This is a genomic window from Blastococcus sp. SYSU DS0616, from assembly GCF_054051015.1.
In genome coordinates this window covers 20,662-37,409 of sequence record NZ_JBJHAJ010000009.1, presented here as the reverse complement: position 1 = coordinate 37,409, position 16,748 = coordinate 20,662, and the positions used below count along the sequence as shown (strand labels likewise).

Here is a 16,748-nt window from a genome sequence, read left to right as displayed (position 1 = left end):
GGCCACCGGAGCTCGGTGTCGGTCCCGCGACGCGCGCGACGCCACGCCCGCGACGACACTGTGACCAGCCGCTCGTCCCCTGGAGGTCCCCCGTGTCCCAACCGTCCGCCGGCCTGCGCAACGTCGATCTGCTGGCCATCTACTGCAACGACCACCTGGCTGCCTCGACCGGGGGCATCGAGCTGGTCCGGCGGATGCTGGACGTGCACCGGGGGACGAAGTACGCACCCAGGCTCGAGCAGCTGCTGGCCGAGCTGCACGAGGAGAAGGCCGCGCTGAGCGCCACCATGGACGCCCTCGGCCTCCCGATCCAGCGGCACAAGCAGGTGGCGCTGTGGATCGGCGAGAAGATCTCGCGGCTGAAGCTCAACGGCCGCCTCCTGACCCGCTCCCCGCTGAGCGACCTGGTGGAGTTCGAGTTCCTCGCCTCCGCGGTCCGGGCCAAGCGCAGCGGATTCGAGACCCTGCGGGAGGTGGCCGACGCCGACGACCGCCTCGACAAGGAACAGCTCGACGGGCTGGTCGAGCAGGCCAACCGGCAGCACGAGTGGGCCACCGTGGTTCGGCGCGAGGTCGCCGCGCGGGTCTTCGGCGGGAACGACCACGCGTCGGACCGGGCGGCGGACTGACCCCTCCGGGTCCCGGCGGGCCCGGAACGTCCGCCGGAACGGGTTTGCCGCCCCCGCGGGTCGTGCACACCGGAGGAGGCCGATGTCGCCGCACCTCCCCGGTCGCGGCACCGCGTTCGTGCGGCCGGGCCGCGCCCGCGCCGCGACAACCACGGAAGGGGCTGCCGTGCGCGCAACGGGAGAAGCCGGGACCGGTCGGGTCGTCGTCGTGACCGGTGCGAGCGGGGGGATCGGGCGGGCCACCGCCGTCGCCTTCGCCCGCAGAGGGGACCGGGTAGCCCTGCTGGCCCGGGGCGAGACCGGCCTGGCCGGGGCCGCAGCGGACGTGCGGGCCGCCGGCGGCACCCCGCTGGTGATCCCGGTCGACGTCGCCGACGCGGCGGCCGTCGACGCGGCGGCGAGCCAGGTGGAGGAGGAGTTCGGGCCGATCGACGTCTGGTGCAACGTCGCCTTCAGCACCGTGTTCGCGCCCTTCGAGGAGATCACCGCCGAGGAGTGGGAGCGCGTCACCCAGGTCACCTACCTCGGGTTCGTGCACGGCACCATGTCGGCGCTGCGGCGGATGAAGCCCCGGGACCGCGGCGTGATCGTGCAGACCGGCTCCGCCCTGGCGTACCGGGGCATCCCCCTGCAGAGCGTCTACTGCGGGGCCAAGCACGCCATCAAGGGCTTCACCGAGTCCCTGCTGACCGAGCTCCGGCACGACGGCAGCAACGTGCACGTCACGATGGTGAACCTGCCCGGGGTCAACACCCCGCAGTTCGACTGGGTGCTCAACAGGCTCCCCGAACGGCCGCAGCCGGTGCCGCCGATCTACCCGGTGGACATGATGGCCGAGGCCCTCGTGCACGCGAGCGAGCACCCGCGGCGCCGTGCGTGGTGGGTCGGCAACCCGACCGTCTGGACGATCCTCGGCAACAAGGTCTGGCCGCAGTTCCTCGACTGGTACCTCGCCCGCAACGGGTACGAGGGCCAGCAGCGCGGTGAGCCGGCCTCTCCGGACGACCCGGTGAACCTCTGGAAGCCGGCCGACGGGCCCGACGGCCGCGACTTCGGCGCCCGCGGCAGCTTCCGGCACCGGACCCGCGACCGGGATCCGCAGATCTGGGCCTCCCGCCAGCACGGCACCCTCGCCGCGGCCGGTGCCGGGCTCCTGGCGACGGCGGTGGCCGCCTGGCGCCGCGACCGCTGACCGATGGCGGGGCGGATCGAGGACTACGCGCTGATCGGGGACCTGCAGACCTCCGGATCATGTACGGCCTCGACAGCACCCGGCGGCTGCCGGAGCACGAGCTGCCCTGGCTCGCCGGCTACGAGGGCTCCGCGCCGGTACGGATCGGGAACGCCGCCGCCGACCAGTTCCAGCTCGACGTCTGGGGCGAGGTGCTCGACAGCCTGCACCTGGCCCGCGAGACCGGCATGCCGCACAGCGCGGACGCGTGGTCCCTGCAGCGGGAGCTCCTGGACTACCTGGAGGGCGCGTGGCACGAGCCCGGCAACGGCCTGTGGGAGGTGCGCGCCACGCGTCGGCACTTCGTGCACAGCAAGGTCATGGCCTGGGCCGGCGTCGACAGCGCGGTGCGGGCGGTCGAACAGCAGGGCCTCGACGGTCCGGTGGACCGCTGGCGGGCCCTGCGGGAGGAGATCCACGCCGACGTGTGCGCGAAGGGCTACGACGCCGAGCGCGGCACGTTCACCCAGTACTACGGCTCGCGGGGTCTGGACGCGGCCCTGCTGCTCATCCCGCGGTTCGGGTTCCTCGACTGGGACGACCCCCGGGTGACGGGCACCGTCGAGGCCGTCCGCCGCGAACTGGACGAGGACGGCCTCCTGCTGCGGTACCGGCCGGAGGCCGAGGACACCGACGACGGGCTGCCCGGTCCCGAGGGCGCCTTCCTCGCCTGCAGCTTCTGGCTGGTCGACGCGCTGAACGGCACGGGACGCCGAACCGAGGCGACGGAGTTGTTCGAGCGGTTGCTCGGGCTGCGCAACGACGTCGGGTTGCTGAGCGAGGAGTACGACACCCGGCTCGGTCGTCAGCTCGGCAACGTGCCGCAGGCGTTCAGCCACGTCGGCCTGGTCAACGCCGCCCGGCACCTCAGCGGGACGCACCCGGCCGAGCAACCCGGATCGGACACAGCCGGCCGGCTCTGAGCCGGCTGGTCCCGTGGGAGTCGGGCCGTCCGGACCTCAGGACGGCGTGAGTCCGGCAGCAAGGTGTGACAGATGTGCGCAAGTCCCCAGCGGCGGTGCTGACATCGTCGTGGGGCGGGAGGACGGCGCTTCCCGCAGACCCCATACGTGCTCACCGGCCAAGTGACTACGGTGCTCGCGATGGCGCGAGTCTTGGTGACGGGGATGTCAGGCGCCGGGAAGACGACGCTCTTGGCCGAGCTGGGACGCCGAGGTCACCTGACCGTTGACACCGACTACGGCGGGTGGAAACGTCCCGACGGCACTTGGGACGAACAGCGCATGGACCGGCTGCTGGCCACGCACCCTGAGGTGGTCATCTCCGGCACGGTGGACAACCAAGGCCGCTTCTACGACCGCTTCGAGCATGTCGTCCTCCTGAGCGCGCCGCTTGACGTGCTGCTGGACCGGGTGCGCACCCGGCAGAACAACCCGTACGGCAAGACGATGGAGCAGCAGGCCGAGATGGCCCGCTACCTGGACGAGGTCGAGCCGCTCCTGCGCCGAGGTGCCAGCCGGGAGCTCGACGGGCGACGTCCGGTAGCCGAACTCGCCGATGTGGTGGAGGACCTTCTCACCGGCAGGTCGTGACCTGCAGCTCGACCCAGCGGAGGTCACGCGCTGTCGTGCGACTTGCGCACAGAACATCTCACCTTGCTGCTGAACTCAGGACGGCGTGAGTTCGGCAGCAGGTGGCCTCAGGTGGTGCGCAGGAAGGGCACGTCTGGCCGCCCCGCCGGGCGTTGAGCCGCGTCAGGGCGCGGTTCAACGCCCGGTGGCTCGGCTCGACCCGCGTGCCAATACGGCACGGCGGGCCTCCATGCCGGGCGGGGCCCCTCCCACCCGGGAGTCACCGTGCTGCCGAACTCAGGACGGGGTGCGCGCTTCCTCCGCGCTCGCGTTCGCCGCGTCCCGGTCGGCCGCCCGGGTCCGCTGCGGTTCGACGGTGTACTTCGGGTCCTTCGCGCTGGCCATGCCGGCGTCGAAGACACCGAACCGGGTGAGCGCGGAGCCGGCCGCCAGGAGGGCTCCCCCGAGCACCGCCGGCAGCCGGCGCCGGCCGGAGGCCAGCGTCAGCGCCGTCCCCGCGACCGTGCAGGCCCGGGCCGCCTTCAGCAGCCGACCCGGGCGGCCGGCGCGGTAGGGCTCGCTGACCAGCCCGTGGCCGTGCTCCACCCGGTGCATAATCCCGAGCTCGATCGCGGCACCGGCGACCGCGACCTTCCGGGCGGGCCCGGCCTCCGCGACCGGGGTGCACGCCGTGGCGATGCCTCCCCCGGCGGCCATGGCCGAGCCGGCGAAGACCAACGGCAGCTCCCGGTGCGCCTCGTGCCACGAGGGCACCGCGGTGTCGGAGAGCAGCGCCGCCGTGTAGGTGGTCATCGGCCCGCCGAGCACGGCCGCCCCCACCCCGGTGAGCACCCGCAGGCGCGGGAAGCGACCCAGCAGGTGGGCGCCGGCCGTCGCCGTGGCCAGGGCGCTGAACGGCGCCAGGATCCAGGACCCCACCGACAACGGCGACGTCGGCTTGAACACGCGCAGCATGTAGAGGAACCGCGCCGGCCGGCCCAGGTCGTGGATGAGGAAGGCCACCGACGAGAGCGCCCCGCCACCGGCGGTCAGGTGCGCGACCCGCGCGAGCTGCGGCCGGCCGGTCAGCTCGGCCATCGTCCCCAGCAGCGCCGACGAGCCGGCCGCCCCACCGAGGAAGAGGTACAGCGGCACGTCCGGGGTCTTCCACACCGGCGGCTTGATCACCGGCCGCCCGTAGTAGGAGGTGAACTCCGCCTCCCCGACCACCGACTCGCCAGGACGCGGCGGGCGGCCCCCAGCGCGACGCCGTCGCTCCCGGTCCTCGGCCGGTGGCCCGTCCGCCCGGCGCCAGCCCGCCCCGGGGACGCCGTCGGCCGCCGTCACCGGCGTCGCCCCACGAACGCCGACGCCACCACGCCGACCACCATCGCCGCGCCGGCAGCGACGTGCCGCCACATCGACGGCAGGTCGCGGGTGGTCACCACCGGGTCCGGCGGGAGCCCGTACACCTCCGGCTCGTCCAGCAGCAGGAAGAAGGCGCCCGCGCCACCGACGCCGTCGTCCTCGTCGCGCCCGTAGAGCCGGACGCCCTCGACCCCCTTGTCCTGCAGCGCCGCCAGCCGGGCGTCGGCCCTGGCCCGGAGCTCGTCGAGGTCGCCGAACTGGATCGACTCGGTCGGGCAGGCGCTCGCGCACGCGGGCTGGAGCCCGTCGGTGAGCCGGTCGTAGCAGAGGGTGCACTTGAACACCCGCCCGTCGTCCTCCCGCTGGTCGATGACGCCGTAGGGGCAGGCGGGCACGCAGTAGCCGCAGCCGTTGCAGATGTCCTCCTGCACCACGACGCTGCCGAACTCGGTGCGGAACAGCGAGCCGGTCGGGCAGACGTCCAGGCAGGCGGCGTGCGTGCAGTGCTTGCAGACGTCGGAGCTCATCAGCCACCGGATCTCCCGGTCCGCCGACGGCGTCTGCTGCGGCGCGCTCTGCTCGGCCGTGGTCGCCGACGCCGGCACCCGGGGGTGGACGACGGGCGGGTCCTGCAGCGGCCGCTGACCGCCGACCGCGCCCGGCGCTCCCACCGTCGGCATCGGGAGGTCGACCGCGCGGCTCTGCTCGACGAACGCCACGTGCCGCCAGCTGTTGGCCCCGAGCATGCCGGTGTTGTCGTACGACGCCCCGGTCAGCCCGAGCTGCGCCCGGTTGCCCTCGGCGTCGTCCATCGGGAGCGTGTTCCACTCCTTGCACGCCACCTCGCACGCCTTGCAGCCGATGCACACCGACGTGTCGGTGAAGAAGCCGACCCGGGGCGGGTGGTCGTCGCCGTACCCGCGCTCGCCGGCGACGTCGGGGACCGGGCCGAACAACCGGTTCTGCGGGTCGTCCCCGGAGAAGGCGGTGCTCGCTGAACTGATGGTCGTCATGACCGCTCCTCGATCGGGGCCCGTCCGTTCGGTCCCAGCCGCCCGCTCGCGACGCCGGCCCGGCGGCGGTGGTCCTCGACGAACTCGACCAGCTCCGGCCCCCGGGGCCGGCGGCCGGGCCGGATGTCGCAGGTGGCGACCTTGGACTCCTGGATGTGCACGTTCGGGTCCATCACCACGCCGAGCAGCTCGTTCGCCGAGTCGCCGGTGGTGATGCCGTTCTGGCCCCAGTGGTACGGGATGCCGATCTGGTGCACCTCGCGGCCGGCGACCCGCAGGGGGCGCATCCGCTCGGTGACGAGCACCCGTGCCTCGATGGCGTTGCGGGCGCTGACCAGCGTGGCCCAGCCCATGTGCTCCAGCCCGCGCTCGGCGGCCAGCTGGGGGCTGACCTCGCAGAAGAACTCGGGCTGCAGCTCGGCGAGGTACTCCAGGGTGCGGCTCATCCCGCCGGCGGTGTGGTGCTCGGTGAGCCGGTAGGTGGTGACGACGAACGGGAAGACCTCGTTCATCGCGGGGTTGGCCCGGTTCCACGCTCCTCTGAGCTCCTTGCGCGCCGGGTTGGCCTGCCGCGCGTACAGCGGGTTGGGCACCGGCGACTCGGCGGGCTCGTAGTGGGTCGGCATCGGCCCGTCGGCCAGCCCGGCGGGCACGAACAGCCACGCCTTGCCGTCACCCTGCATGATGAACGGGTCCGTGCCGGCCAGCGCGTCCTCGGCCGTGGCGCCCTCGGGCGGGGTGTAGTCGGGCCGCTTGGTGGCCTGGAAGTCCGGGACGTCGGGCCCGGTCCACTTCCCGGCGTCCTCGTCCCAGTACACGTACTTCTTCCGCTCGCTCCACGGCCGGCCCTCGGGATCGGCCGAGGCACGGTTGTAGAGCACCCGGCGGTTCATCGGCCACGCCCAGCCCCACTCCGGCGCCACCAGGTCCTGCTCGGTGTGCGGCTTCTTGCGGTTGGCCTGGTTGATCTCGTCGGCGAAGACACCGGAGTAGATCCAGCAGCCGCAGCTGGTCGAGCCGTCGTCGGCCAGCTCGGTGTACCCCGACACCGCCGTGCCGTCCGGCCCCGTCCCGCTGATCTCGCGGAGCACCGCGTGCGCGCTGGGCTCCTGCAGCGGACCGTGGGTCGGGTAGTCCCAGGTGAGATCGAGGATCGGCCGGTCCCGCGGGTCGGTGGAGCCGGCGAGCTTCTCGCGGATGATTCGGCCGAGGTGGAAGTAGAACCACAGGTCGCTGCGGCAGTCCCCCTGCGGCTCCACGGCCTGGGAGTGCCACTGCAGAAGCCGCTGGGTGTTGGTGAACGAGCCGTCCTTCTCCACGTGCGCCGCGGCGGGCAGGAAGAAGACCTCGGTGGGGATCTGCTCGGTGATCAGCTCACCGGTCTCGATCTCCGGGCCGTTCTCCCAGAAGGTGGCGGACTCGATCATCTGCAGGTCGCGGACGACGAGCCATTCCAGGTTGGCCAGGCCGAGGCGGGACATCTTCCCGTTCGCGTTGCCGACGACCGGGTTCTCCCCCACCAGGAAGTACCCGGGGACGGTGCCCTGGATCTGCTCGGCGATCGTCGAGTAGTTGCTGTGGTCGCCGGTCAACCGGGGCAGGTGGTCGAAGCAGAAGTCGTTCTCCGGCTGCGCGGCGTCGCCCCACCACGCCTTGAGCAGGCTGACCGCGTACTTCCGCATGTTGCCCCAGTAGCCGACCGAGCCCGACGCCTCGGCGACGAAGTCGTCCAGGTCACGGTCCTCGCGGGCGTGCGGCATCGGGATGTACCCGGGTAGCAGGTTGTAGAGCGTCGGGATGTCGGTCGACCCCTGGATGCTGGCGTGCCCGCGCAGCGCCAGGATGCCGCCCCCGGGGCGCCCCATGTTGCCCAGCAGGGCCTGCAGCACGCTCGCGGCCCGGATGTACTGGACGCCGACGGTGTGCTGGGTCCACCCCACCGAGTAGACGAAGGCGCTGGTGCGCTCCCGGCCGGAGTTGCTGGTCAGCGCATCGGCGACCTTGCGGAAGACCGCCGGCTCGATGCCGCAGACCTCCTGGACCAGCTCGGGGGTGTAGCGCGCGTAGTGGCGCTTGAGCACCTGGAAGACGCACCGCGGGTGCTGGAGGGTCTCGTCCCGCTGCGGCTTGCCGCCGACGGGCAGGCCGCCGCTGCCCGACTCCTCCGAGCTGCCCTCCGCGTGCTCCTCCGGGTCGGGCGCCGTCCCGGGCTGCCGACCGTCGCGGGAACCGGAGGCCCCCGGCTTGGGCCCCTGGCGCTGACCGGCCGCGGCGGTCACGGGAGCGCCCTCGTACTGCCACGACTTCTCCTCGTACTGCCCCTTCTCGGGGTCGTAGCCGGAGAACAGGCCGTCGAGGTCCTCGGTGTCCTGGAAGTCCTCCCGCAGGATGGCCGCCGCGTTGGTGTAGGCGGCGACGTACTCCCGGAACTCCAGCCCGTTGGACAGCACGTGGTTGATCAGCCCGCCGAGGAAGGCGATGTCGCTGCCCGCCCGCAGCGGCACGTGCAGATCGGCGAGCGCGCTGGTGCGGGTGAACCGCGGGTCGACGTGGATGACCGTCGCGCCGCGCGCCTTGGCCTCCATCACCCACTGGAAGCCCACGGGGTGGGCCTCGGCCATGTTGGAGCCCTGAATGACGATGCAGTCGGAGTTGGCCAGGTCCTGCTGCGGCATCGTCGCGCCGCCGCGACCGAACGTGGTCCCCAGACCGGGGACCGTGGAGGAGTGCTATATGCGCGCCTGGTTCTCGACCTGGACCGCGCCCAGGGCGGTGTAGAGCTTCTTCATGAGGTAGTTCTCCTCGTTGTCGAGGGTCGCCCCTCCGAGGCTCGCTATCCCCATCGTCCGGTTGACCCGCTTGCCGTCGACCTCGTCCTGCCAGGTCTCGCGGCGGGTCCTGATCACCCGGTCGGCGATCATGTCCATCGCGGTGTCGAGGTCGAGGTCCTCCCACTCCGTCCCGTACGGACGGCGGTAGCGGACCTTGGTCTGACGGGTCGTACTGGTGACCAGGTTCTTGCTGGCCGCCCCCTTGGGGCACAGCCGGCCGCGGCTGATCGGCGAGTCGGGGTCACCCTCGATCTGGGTGACCTTCTCGTCCTGGACGAACACCCGCTGGCTGCAGCCCACCGCGCAGTAGGGGCACACGCTCTGCACCACCCGGTCGGCGGTGGCCGTGCGGGGGGTCAGGGAGTTCGTGCGCTTGCTCCGGACGGCGTCGCCACGACCGAGCGGATCGTTCCCGGTGAGCTGCCGGACCACCGGCCAGGCGTCGAGCCAGGTCTTCATGCGCCCCTCCTGCAGAGCCCGCGCCGCCGGGAGGGGCGGACGGGTCGCCGGGCGTGCAGGCACGGTCTCGGTCGCACGCCTCGGCCCGTTCAGCTGCCGTATCCGACCCTAGCCATCCCCCGCGCTGCCTGCACGTCCGCGCGCTGCGCCGTGGTCGCCGGCTCGCCCGCACCGGGCTCGTCGCCCAGCATGGGGACGATGAGCGGGAAGCCGGATGCCGTCGTCGTCGGCTCGGGGCCCAACGGCCTGGCCGCGGCCCTGCGGCTGGCCGCCGCGGGGCTGCGGGTGCAGGTCCTCGAGCGCGACGACCGGCCCGGAGGAGGCATCCGCTCCGCCGAGCTGACCCGGCCGGGCTTCCTCTCCGACATCTGCGCCTCGGTGCACCCCATGGCGGCCGCCGCTCCGTTCTTCCGCGAGTTCGACCTGCCGTCCCGCGGCGTGCGGCTCCTGCACCCGGAGGTCCCGTACGCCCACCCCCTCGACGAGGGCCGGGCCGCGGTCGCCCACCGGTCGCTGGAGGAGACGGCCGACGGGTTCGGGTCCGACGGCCCCGCCTACCGCCGGTTGCTCGGCCCGCTGGTCGACGCGGGCGACGACCTCGTGGACTTCTTCCTCGGCAGCGCGCTGCGCCGGTTCCCCACCCGGAGCCTCCCGGCGATGGCCTCGTTCGCCGTCAACGGCCTGCCCGACGTCCGCTGGCTGGCGCGCCGGTGGTTCCGCACCGAGGAGCCGAGCGCACTGCTCGCCGGGGCCGCCGCGCACGGGACGCTGGACCTCACCCGCGCGATCACCGGCGGGCTCGGCCTGCTGCAGGGGATGCTGGCTCACCACAGCGGCTGGCCGGTGGTCGAGGGCGGCTCGCAGCGGTTGGCCGACGCGATGGTCGTCGCCCTCCGGGAACAGGGAGGTGAGGTGGTCACCGGGCACGAGGTCACCGACCTGCGCGAGTTCGAGGGCGTCCCCGCGGTCCTGCTGGACACCACCCCGCAGGCCTTCGTCCGGCTGGCCGGCGACCGCGTCCACGAGGGGTACCGCCGCTGGGTCTCCCGGTACCGCCACGGCCCAGGCGTCTTCAAGATCGACTGGGCGCTGTCGGAACCGGTGCCCTGGACTCATGCCGACGTCCGCCGCGCCGGCACCGTGCACCTGTCGGGCACCCTCGACGAGACCGTTGCCGCCGAGTCCGCCCCCTCCTCGGGACGCGACACCGACCGGCCGTTCGTGATCGCCGTGCAGCCGACCGTGGCCGACCCGACGCGGGCACCGTCCGGGGGGCACGTGCTGTGGGCCTACGCGCACGTGCCGAACGGGTCCGACGTCGACATGACCGACCGGATCGAGGCGCAGGTGGAGCGGTTCGCCCCGGGGTTCCGCGACACGATCCTGGCCCGGCACACCATGCGCGCACCCGAGATGGAGGCGTACAACCCGAACTACGTCGGCGGGGAGATCTCCAACGGCGAGGCGTCCCTCCGGCAGATGCTCGCCCGCCCGGTGCCCCGGTGGAACACCTACAAGACGCCCGTGCCGGGCACCTACCTGGCCTCGTCGGCCACCCCACCGGGACCCGCCGTCCACGGCATGTGCGGGGACAACGCGGCACGGGTGGCGCTGCGGGAGGTCTTCGGCGTGCGCACCGGGCCCCCGTTGCGGCCCCCCGCGGCCCGACGCCCCGGTTCGCGCGCCCCGGGTTCGGACCCCGGGGGCCGCGGGTAGCGGACGTGGTGCCGCACCGGTCCACCCGCCACAGCGCGAGGAGCACCCATGAGCGAACCGACCCGGAGCAACTCCACCAGCGACCTGCTCCAGTCGTTGAGCACCGACCTCTCGGCCCTGGTCCGGCAGGAGCTGCAGCACGCCCAGGCCGAGCTGGCCGGCAAGGCCAAGCAGGCCGGTCGCGCCGGCGCACTCCTCGGCGCCGCCGGCGTCCTCGGCGCGATGTCCGTCGGCAGCGCGACGGCTCTCCTGCTGCGCGCCCTGGACCGCAGGGTGAGCCCAGCCACCTCCGCCGCGCTGGCGACCGGGCTCCTCGCCGGTGGCGCCGGCGCGCTCCTCGGGGGTGCGCTCGCGGAGCTGCGCCGTGCGTGGCCGCTGGTCCCGGACGAGACGGTGGAGAGCCTGCGCGACGACGTCCGCATCGCCTCAGCCCGCCGCCCGGCCGCGGGCTGAGGCACCGCGGCGCTCAGCGCCGCGCGGCGTCCAGAGCGGGGCGCGGCGACCGCGACCGGTCGGGCATCGGGGGCACCGCCGGTTGCGGCGCGTCGTCCGCGGGCGCGGATCGGACGAGGCGCAGGACGAGCACGACGGCGGCCAGCAGGTAGACCGGGGTGCCGGCGGCCCACAGGACGGCGCCGGCCACCTGCTGGTCGGCCACGGGGTCGAAGCCGTGGTCGGCGGCCCGCTCGACGTACACCCCGTACCAGGGGCTGGACGAGAGCATCATGACGCCACCGAGCACGGCCTCGCCGAACGCCGGCACGAGCACGGCGACCAGCCCCGCCACGAGCTGGCCGAGCCGTCGGCGCGGGACGCGCAGCACGCACCACCAGAAGACGACACCCGCGGCGAGGAACGTCAGGTGCTCGGCGACGTGCACCGCCTCCGAGCGCACCGCCGCCTCGTAGGCCCCCGGCAGGTGCCAGAGGAGGACCACGGTCAGGTAGCCGACGGCCACCCCGAGCACCACGGCGGGACGACGGGCACCCCGGGCCACCGCCGACCACGGGCGGGCGAGGACCTCGCGGGCCCGGGGCGGCAGCGCGGTGAGCACGCGCGGCACCGGATCGGCGAGCACGAGCAGCGGCGCGGCGACGATGGTCAGCAGCAGGTGCTGCGTCATGTGGGCGGTGAGGGAGTCCTCCGCCAGCCGCTCCAGCGGCGAGGCGAGGGCGGCGCCGAGCGCGGTCAGGCCGAGCAGCCAGGCCGCCCCCGGTCCGGCCGCCGCCCAGGGCGAGCGACGACGGGGCGCGGTCCAGGCCAGCAGGCAGGCGTAGCCGAGCGCGGCCAGCCCGAGGAAGGCGATCGTCGCGTACGACCAGTCGCCGCCCCCGCCGAGCGGGTGGGCCAGCGTGCTGCCGGGGACCGGGGCGCCGCTCACCGCGCCGGCCCTCCGGCCACCACGTCGAGGACCGTGTGCATGCCCGCGGCGTGGTGGCCGGTCACGGTGCACCACAGCTCCACGCGCTCGTCCGCCGCCACCGCGAACGCCAGCTCGTGCGCCTCGCCCGGGTCGAGCACCGGGGTGACGGCACGTTGGTCGCCGTCGACGCGGACGGCGAGGTCGTGCGGCGCCGCTCCCGCGTTGGTCACCACGAGCCGGATCTCCCCCGGGAGCAGCGGACGCCCCTCGGTCACGATCTCCCACTCGGTCAGCCCGACGCGCTGGTCGGCGGCCGGCGGCGCGGGTGCCGCCGGTGCCGTGGACGAGGCCCCGGCCGCGCACCCGCTGAGGAGGACCGCGAGCCCGAGCGGCACCAGCCGCCGGTGCGCCCGGCGCCCGGTCACGGCTCCTCCAGCAGGGCGCGGACCGCGTCGGCGGCCGGGTGGTCGGGGGCCAGCTCCAGGAACCGCCGCAGCGTGGCGGCCGCCGCGTCGTCGGCGAGCGCGTGCTGCGCGGACCCCAGCATGAGCAGCGCCTCCGGGTGCTCGGGGTGCTCGGCCAGCACGGTCTCCACCACGGGGCGGGCCTCGTCGGGCCGATCGTCGCGGAGCAGGGCGAACGCCAGCGAGAGCGCCACCGCCGGGTCGCCCGGCCGCTCCTCGAGCACCGCCCGGTAGCCGGTCGCCGCCTCGGCGAAGTGCCCGGCGTCGTCCAGCGCCCGCGCCTGCCGCAGCAGCTCGTCGGCGGGGTCGGCGCCGACCGCGCCCGGGGCGCTCACCGGTGCGGATCCCTCTTCGGCGGCGTCGGCGGCGGCGGGCGCCGCGGCGCGGGGGACGGCGACCAGGGCGACGGCGCCGGCCGCGGCCACGGCGACCACCGGGACGACGACCGCCGGTCGCGGCAGCCATGTCCGCCGCACCCGGACCGGCCTCTCCTCCGGAGCCGGGGCGCCGCCCTCACCGAGGTCGTCGGGGACCGGCTCCCGCCGGGGGGCCGACAGCCGCAGGATCTCGGCCAGCAGCTCGTCCTCCGCGGCGCGCGCCTGCGCGGTCGTCCGCGGCCCGGACCGGACGTCGTCCAGCAGCTGCAGGGCCGCCTCCAGGCGCTCGTCGTCGCCCGACCCGGTCAGCCGGTCCGGCCGCGCGGCGGCCGCGGCCACGGCGGCCTCGGCCGCCGCGCGGTCGGCGTCGGTCAACGTGATTCGGCTGCCCGGCCGCCGGCGGGAGACCAGGACGCCGACCGCGACCACCCCGCCCACCAGGGCCACCCCCGGCAGGACGACCAGCGCCCAGCCCACCCCCTCCCGGGGCGGGTCGAGCAGGATCCACTCGCCGTAGCGCCCCACGAACCAGGCGCGGATCTCCTCGGGGCTCTCGCCCGCCGCCACCTGCTCGGCGATGACCGCCCGCATCCCCCGGGCCGCCGGCGCCGCCGAGTCCGCCGCGGACTCGCCCGCACAGGTGGGGCACCGCAGTCCGGCCGCGATCTCCCGCGCGGTCGCCGCCGGATCGGGCTGCGTGACCGGCTCCTGGCGCCACCACAGCGCGGCGACGAGGGCGAGCACCGCGAGCACGACGGCCAGGACCCGCGCCCGGCCGCTCACCCCGCCTCCAGCCGCGGCAGCACCTCGTCCGCCAGCCACGCGGCGGAGACCGCGCCCACCCGGCGGGCGACGACCGTGCCGTCCCGGTCGACGACGAAGGTCTCGGGCACACCCGTCGTCCCCCACTCCACGGCCAGCCGGCCGTCGGCGTCGGCCACGCTCGGGAACGGGGTGCCGCCGACGCCCGCGAGGAACTCGCGGGCGGCGTCGTCGTCGTCGTTCACGTCGATGCCGACGACCCGCAGGCCCTGCGGCCCCCACTGCCGCGCCGTCTCGACCAGCAACGGCATCTCCTCCCGGCACGGCGCGCACCACGAAGCCCAGACGTTCACGAGCACCACCGAACCGCGCAGGTCCGCGAGGTCGACGTGCCCACCGTCCAGGGTGGCACCCGCCAGGGCCGGGGCCGGGCTCCCCACGATCGCCGTGGAGGGGGCCCCCTCGGGCCGGTCCAGCGCGAGCGCGAGCGGCACGGTCAGCACCAGACCCACGAGCAGGGCGGGGACCAGCAGCAGCCACCGCCGCCGGCCACTCACCGCTCCCCCGACGACAGGCTCGACGCGGGTTCCTCCGACGCCTGCTGCCCCCGCCGGACGCGGCGGGCGGGCCAGCCGGCCACCGCGGCCCCCAGCGCCATCACCCCGCCGGCGATCCAGAGCCAGGAGACCAGCGGGTTCACCGCGATCCGGACCAACGCCCACCCGCCGTCCGGGTCGACCTCGGTGACGGTCAGGTAGACGTCACCGGCGAGCGTGGACCGGACCGCCGGCGAGGCCACCGTGATGGAGTGCGCGGGGAACGTCCGCAGCTCGGGCGCGGCCGCGCCCCTCGCCCGGCCGGCCTCCTCCAGCTCCAGCCGCGCGACCACGCGCATCTCCTGCGCCGTCCGCTCGCGTTCCACCGATTCCAGCCGCGCCGTCCAGCCCGCCGCGCTCACCGCGTCCCCCACCGCGACGCGCTGCTCCGTCGCCGTCGCGAAGGAGGAGGACGCCGCCACGGCGACGGCGGCCAGCGCCACCCCGACGTGCACGACCAGCCCGCCGTACAACCGGCGCCGGCGGCGGCCGGCCTCCAGCAGCGCCCGCGGCCACGACCGGCCGGTGGCCCGCCGGACGACGCGCGTCCCCTGGCCGACCAGCTGCACCGACGTGGCCAGGACGAGGGCGGCCAGGCCGAACGCGGTCAGCGCCGCGGCGCCGGAGACGCCCAGCACCACCAGCAGCGCGACCAGCCCGACGGCGACGGCGACCGGCACCGCCACCCGGCGGGCGAGCGCCGGCACCGAGTCGCTCCCCCACGACACCAGCGGACCCAGCGCCATCAGCAGCAGCACGACGAGCGCGACCGGCACCGCCATCTGGTTGTAGTAGGGCGGGCCCACCGACACCTGGCGGCCGTCGGCCAGCTGGGCGAACACCGGGAAGAGGGTGCCCAGCAGGACGGTGAAGGCCAGCCCGACCAGCAGCACGTTGTTCCCGAGGAACACCGTCTCCCGGGAGAGCCGGGCGGACAGGGTCCCGTCGGGCCCGAGCCGGTCGGCCCGCCACACCAGCAGCACCGCGACGACGACCAGCACGACGGCGACGAACCCCAGGAGCAGCGCACCCAGCGACGACCGGCTGAAGGCGTGGACGCTGTCGACGATGCCGCTGCGGGTCAGGAACGTGCCGACCAGCACGAGCACGAAGGAGGCGACGGCCAGGCAGACGTTCCACACCCGCAGGGTCGCCCGCCGCTCCTGCACCATGGCGGAGTGCAGCAGCGCCGTGGCCGTCAGCCACGGCAGCAGGGAGGCGTTCTCCACCGGGTCCCACGCCCAGTAGCCGCCCCAGCCCAGCACCGCGTAGGACCACCAGGCGCCGAGCACGATCCCCAGCGTCAGGAAGGTCCAGGACACGAGGGTCCACCGGCGGACGGCCAGCAGCCAGCCGCGCCCGGTGTCCCCGGTGACGAGGGCCGCGACCGCGTAGGCGAAGGGGACCGCGAGTCCGACGTACCCCAGGTACAGCAGCGGGGGGTGCGCCCCCATGAGCGGGTTGTCCTGCAGCAGCGGGTTCGGGCCCGGGCCGTCGGTGGGCGCCGGGGAGACCCGCTCGAACGCGTTGCCCCCGAACAGCGCGAGCGCGAAGAAGAAGGCGGCGACGACCGACAGCGTCACCAGCACCCAGGGGTGGTGCCGGGCGGCCCGCGCGTCCGGGCGGCGGGCGACCGCGGCGGCGTAGCCGGCGAGCACCACCAGCCAGAGCAGCAGCGACCCCTCCAGGGCGGACCAGAGGCTGGTCACCGTGTAGTACAGCGGCACGGCGCGACCGCCGTTCTCCGCCACGTACCGCACGCCGAAGTCGTGGGTGAGGAGCGCCCACTCGAGCACGGCGGCGGCCGCCAGCGCCGTCCCGAGGACGGCATAGGTCAGCCGCCGCGCCGATCCGGCCGGCGCGCGGCCCGTCGCGACGCCCACCCAGGCCGCCACGGACGTGAGCGCGAGGACGAGTCCCGAGGCCAGCGAGGCGGTCCCGAGCAGCGCCGTCACCCGGTCTCCCCGATCGGCTGGTACTCGTTGGAGTGCTTGACCAGGACCAGGTCGCCCACGAAGACGCCGTCCGCGCGCAGCCACCCCTCGACGACGGCGCCCTGCCCCTCGGCGAACACCGCCGGCAGTGCCCCGGAGTAGACGACGGAGAGGGTCCCGACGCCGTCGGTGACGGTGAACCGGGCCTCCGCGCCGACGCGCTCCAGGGAGCCGGCCTGCACCAGACCCCCGAGGCGCAGCCGCTCGTCCTCCGCCGGCTGCTCCGCGACGACCTCCGTCGGCGTGCGGTAGTAGACGAGGGTGTCGGCGAGCCCGCTGACCCCCAGCAGGGCGAGCGCGCCGGAGACCGCCCCGACCACCACCAGCAGCCGGAGCGACAGGGTGCGCCGCCGCGCGGTGGACCGGCTCACCGGTCACCCCGCCCGGGCCGGGTGGCCCACAGGTACCCGGCC

General features: G+C 74.7%; 14 protein-coding genes and 1 pseudogene. 6 read left to right on the top strand and 9 right to left on the bottom strand.

Annotated elements, in window-relative coordinates; translation table 11 throughout:
• The first annotated feature begins 92 nt into the window (after positions 1-92).
• The 4 genes from ACI79K_RS08805 (at position 93) to ACI79K_RS08790 (ending at position 3,413) form a co-directional block, all read left to right on the top strand.
• Positions 93-629 carry a hypothetical protein gene (locus ACI79K_RS08805; RefSeq protein ID WP_456589298.1) on the top strand — a complete coding sequence of 179 codons (537 nt, stop codon included), beginning with the start codon at positions 93-95 and terminating at the stop codon, positions 627-629.
• 118 nt (positions 630-747) lie between these two features.
• On the top strand, positions 748-1,821 hold the full coding sequence (locus ACI79K_RS08800; RefSeq protein WP_456599565.1) for an SDR family oxidoreductase: 1,074 nt from the start codon (positions 748-750) through the stop codon (positions 1,819-1,821).
• A 59-nt stretch (positions 1,822-1,880) separates the two neighbouring features.
• Positions 1,881-2,783 carry a glycoside hydrolase family 15 protein gene (locus ACI79K_RS08795; RefSeq protein WP_456599526.1) on the top strand — a complete coding sequence of 301 codons (903 nt, stop codon included), beginning with the start codon at positions 1,881-1,883 and terminating at the stop codon, positions 2,781-2,783.
• A 180-nt stretch (positions 2,784-2,963) separates the two neighbouring features.
• Positions 2,964-3,413 (top strand): AAA family ATPase, encoded by a 450-nt coding sequence (locus ACI79K_RS08790; RefSeq protein WP_456589301.1) that lies wholly within the window; start codon positions 2,964-2,966, stop codon positions 3,411-3,413.
• 276 nt (positions 3,414-3,689) lie between these two features.
• Here the strand turns inward: ACI79K_RS08790 and nrfD are convergent, their stop codons facing one another.
• The 3 genes and pseudogenes from nrfD to fdh all read right to left on the bottom strand — a co-directional run bounded on the left by nrfD (position 3,690) and on the right by fdh (position 9,063).
• The gene (nrfD, locus tag ACI79K_RS08785; RefSeq protein WP_456589302.1) at positions 3,690-4,739 is read right to left on the bottom strand and encodes an NrfD/PsrC family molybdoenzyme membrane anchor subunit; all 1,050 of its coding nucleotides are present in this window, start codon (positions 4,737-4,739) and stop codon (positions 3,690-3,692) included.
• Entirely contained in the window at positions 4,736-5,773 is a 1,038-nt protein-coding gene (locus tag ACI79K_RS08780) for a 4Fe-4S dicluster domain-containing protein (RefSeq protein ID WP_456589303.1), read from the bottom strand. Before ACI79K_RS08780 ends, nrfD begins: the two co-directional genes overlap by 4 nt.
• Positions 5,770-9,063: pseudogene (fdh, locus tag ACI79K_RS08775) on the bottom strand (formate dehydrogenase). Before fdh ends, ACI79K_RS08780 begins: the two are co-directional and overlap by 4 nt.
• Positions 9,064-9,261: 198 nt before the next feature.
• On the opposite strand from fdh, the gene ACI79K_RS08770 reads away from it, so the two are divergent.
• Both ACI79K_RS08770 and ACI79K_RS08765 read left to right on the top strand, forming a co-directional pair.
• Positions 9,262-10,779 carry a phytoene desaturase family protein gene (locus ACI79K_RS08770; protein ID WP_456599525.1) on the top strand — a complete coding sequence of 506 codons (1,518 nt, stop codon included), beginning with the start codon at positions 9,262-9,264 and terminating at the stop codon, positions 10,777-10,779.
• A 48-nt stretch (positions 10,780-10,827) separates the two neighbouring features.
• On the top strand, positions 10,828-11,232 hold the full coding sequence (locus tag ACI79K_RS08765) for a phage holin family protein (RefSeq protein ID WP_456589305.1): 405 nt from the start codon (positions 10,828-10,830) through the stop codon (positions 11,230-11,232).
• A 13-nt stretch (positions 11,233-11,245) separates the two neighbouring features.
• Here ACI79K_RS08765 and ACI79K_RS08760 read toward each other — a convergent pair whose 3' ends face one another.
• Genes ACI79K_RS08760 through ACI79K_RS08735 form a run of 6 tightly spaced genes read right to left on the bottom strand, consistent with a single transcriptional unit; the run spans position 11,246 to position 16,706 of the window.
• Positions 11,246-12,160: a cytochrome c oxidase assembly protein gene (locus ACI79K_RS08760; protein ID WP_456589306.1), complete on the bottom strand. Its 915-nt coding sequence runs from the start codon at positions 12,158-12,160 to the stop codon at positions 11,246-11,248.
• Positions 12,157-12,567, bottom strand: coding sequence for a hypothetical protein (locus ACI79K_RS08755; RefSeq protein WP_456589307.1), 411 nt, complete (start codon positions 12,565-12,567; stop codon positions 12,157-12,159). Before ACI79K_RS08755 ends, ACI79K_RS08760 begins: the two co-directional genes overlap by 4 nt.
• A complete protein-coding gene (locus tag ACI79K_RS08750) occupies positions 12,564-13,766 on the bottom strand; it encodes a cytochrome c-type biogenesis protein CcmH (protein ID WP_456599524.1) in 1,203 nt (400 codons plus the stop codon). The genes ACI79K_RS08755 and ACI79K_RS08750 overlap by 4 nt, the downstream gene beginning before the upstream one ends.
• Positions 13,763-14,302: a TlpA family protein disulfide reductase gene (locus tag ACI79K_RS08745; RefSeq protein ID WP_456589309.1), complete on the bottom strand. Its 540-nt coding sequence runs from the start codon at positions 14,300-14,302 to the stop codon at positions 13,763-13,765. The genes ACI79K_RS08750 and ACI79K_RS08745 overlap by 4 nt, the downstream gene beginning before the upstream one ends.
• The gene (locus tag ACI79K_RS08740; RefSeq protein ID WP_456599523.1) at positions 14,299-16,296 is read right to left on the bottom strand and encodes a heme lyase CcmF/NrfE family subunit; all 1,998 of its coding nucleotides are present in this window, start codon (positions 16,294-16,296) and stop codon (positions 14,299-14,301) included. The genes ACI79K_RS08745 and ACI79K_RS08740 overlap by 4 nt, the downstream gene beginning before the upstream one ends.
• The gene (locus ACI79K_RS08735) at positions 16,293-16,706 is read right to left on the bottom strand and encodes a cytochrome c maturation protein CcmE (protein ID WP_456599522.1); all 414 of its coding nucleotides are present in this window, start codon (positions 16,704-16,706) and stop codon (positions 16,293-16,295) included. The genes ACI79K_RS08740 and ACI79K_RS08735 overlap by 4 nt, the downstream gene beginning before the upstream one ends.
• Positions 16,707-16,748 lie beyond the last annotated feature (42 nt).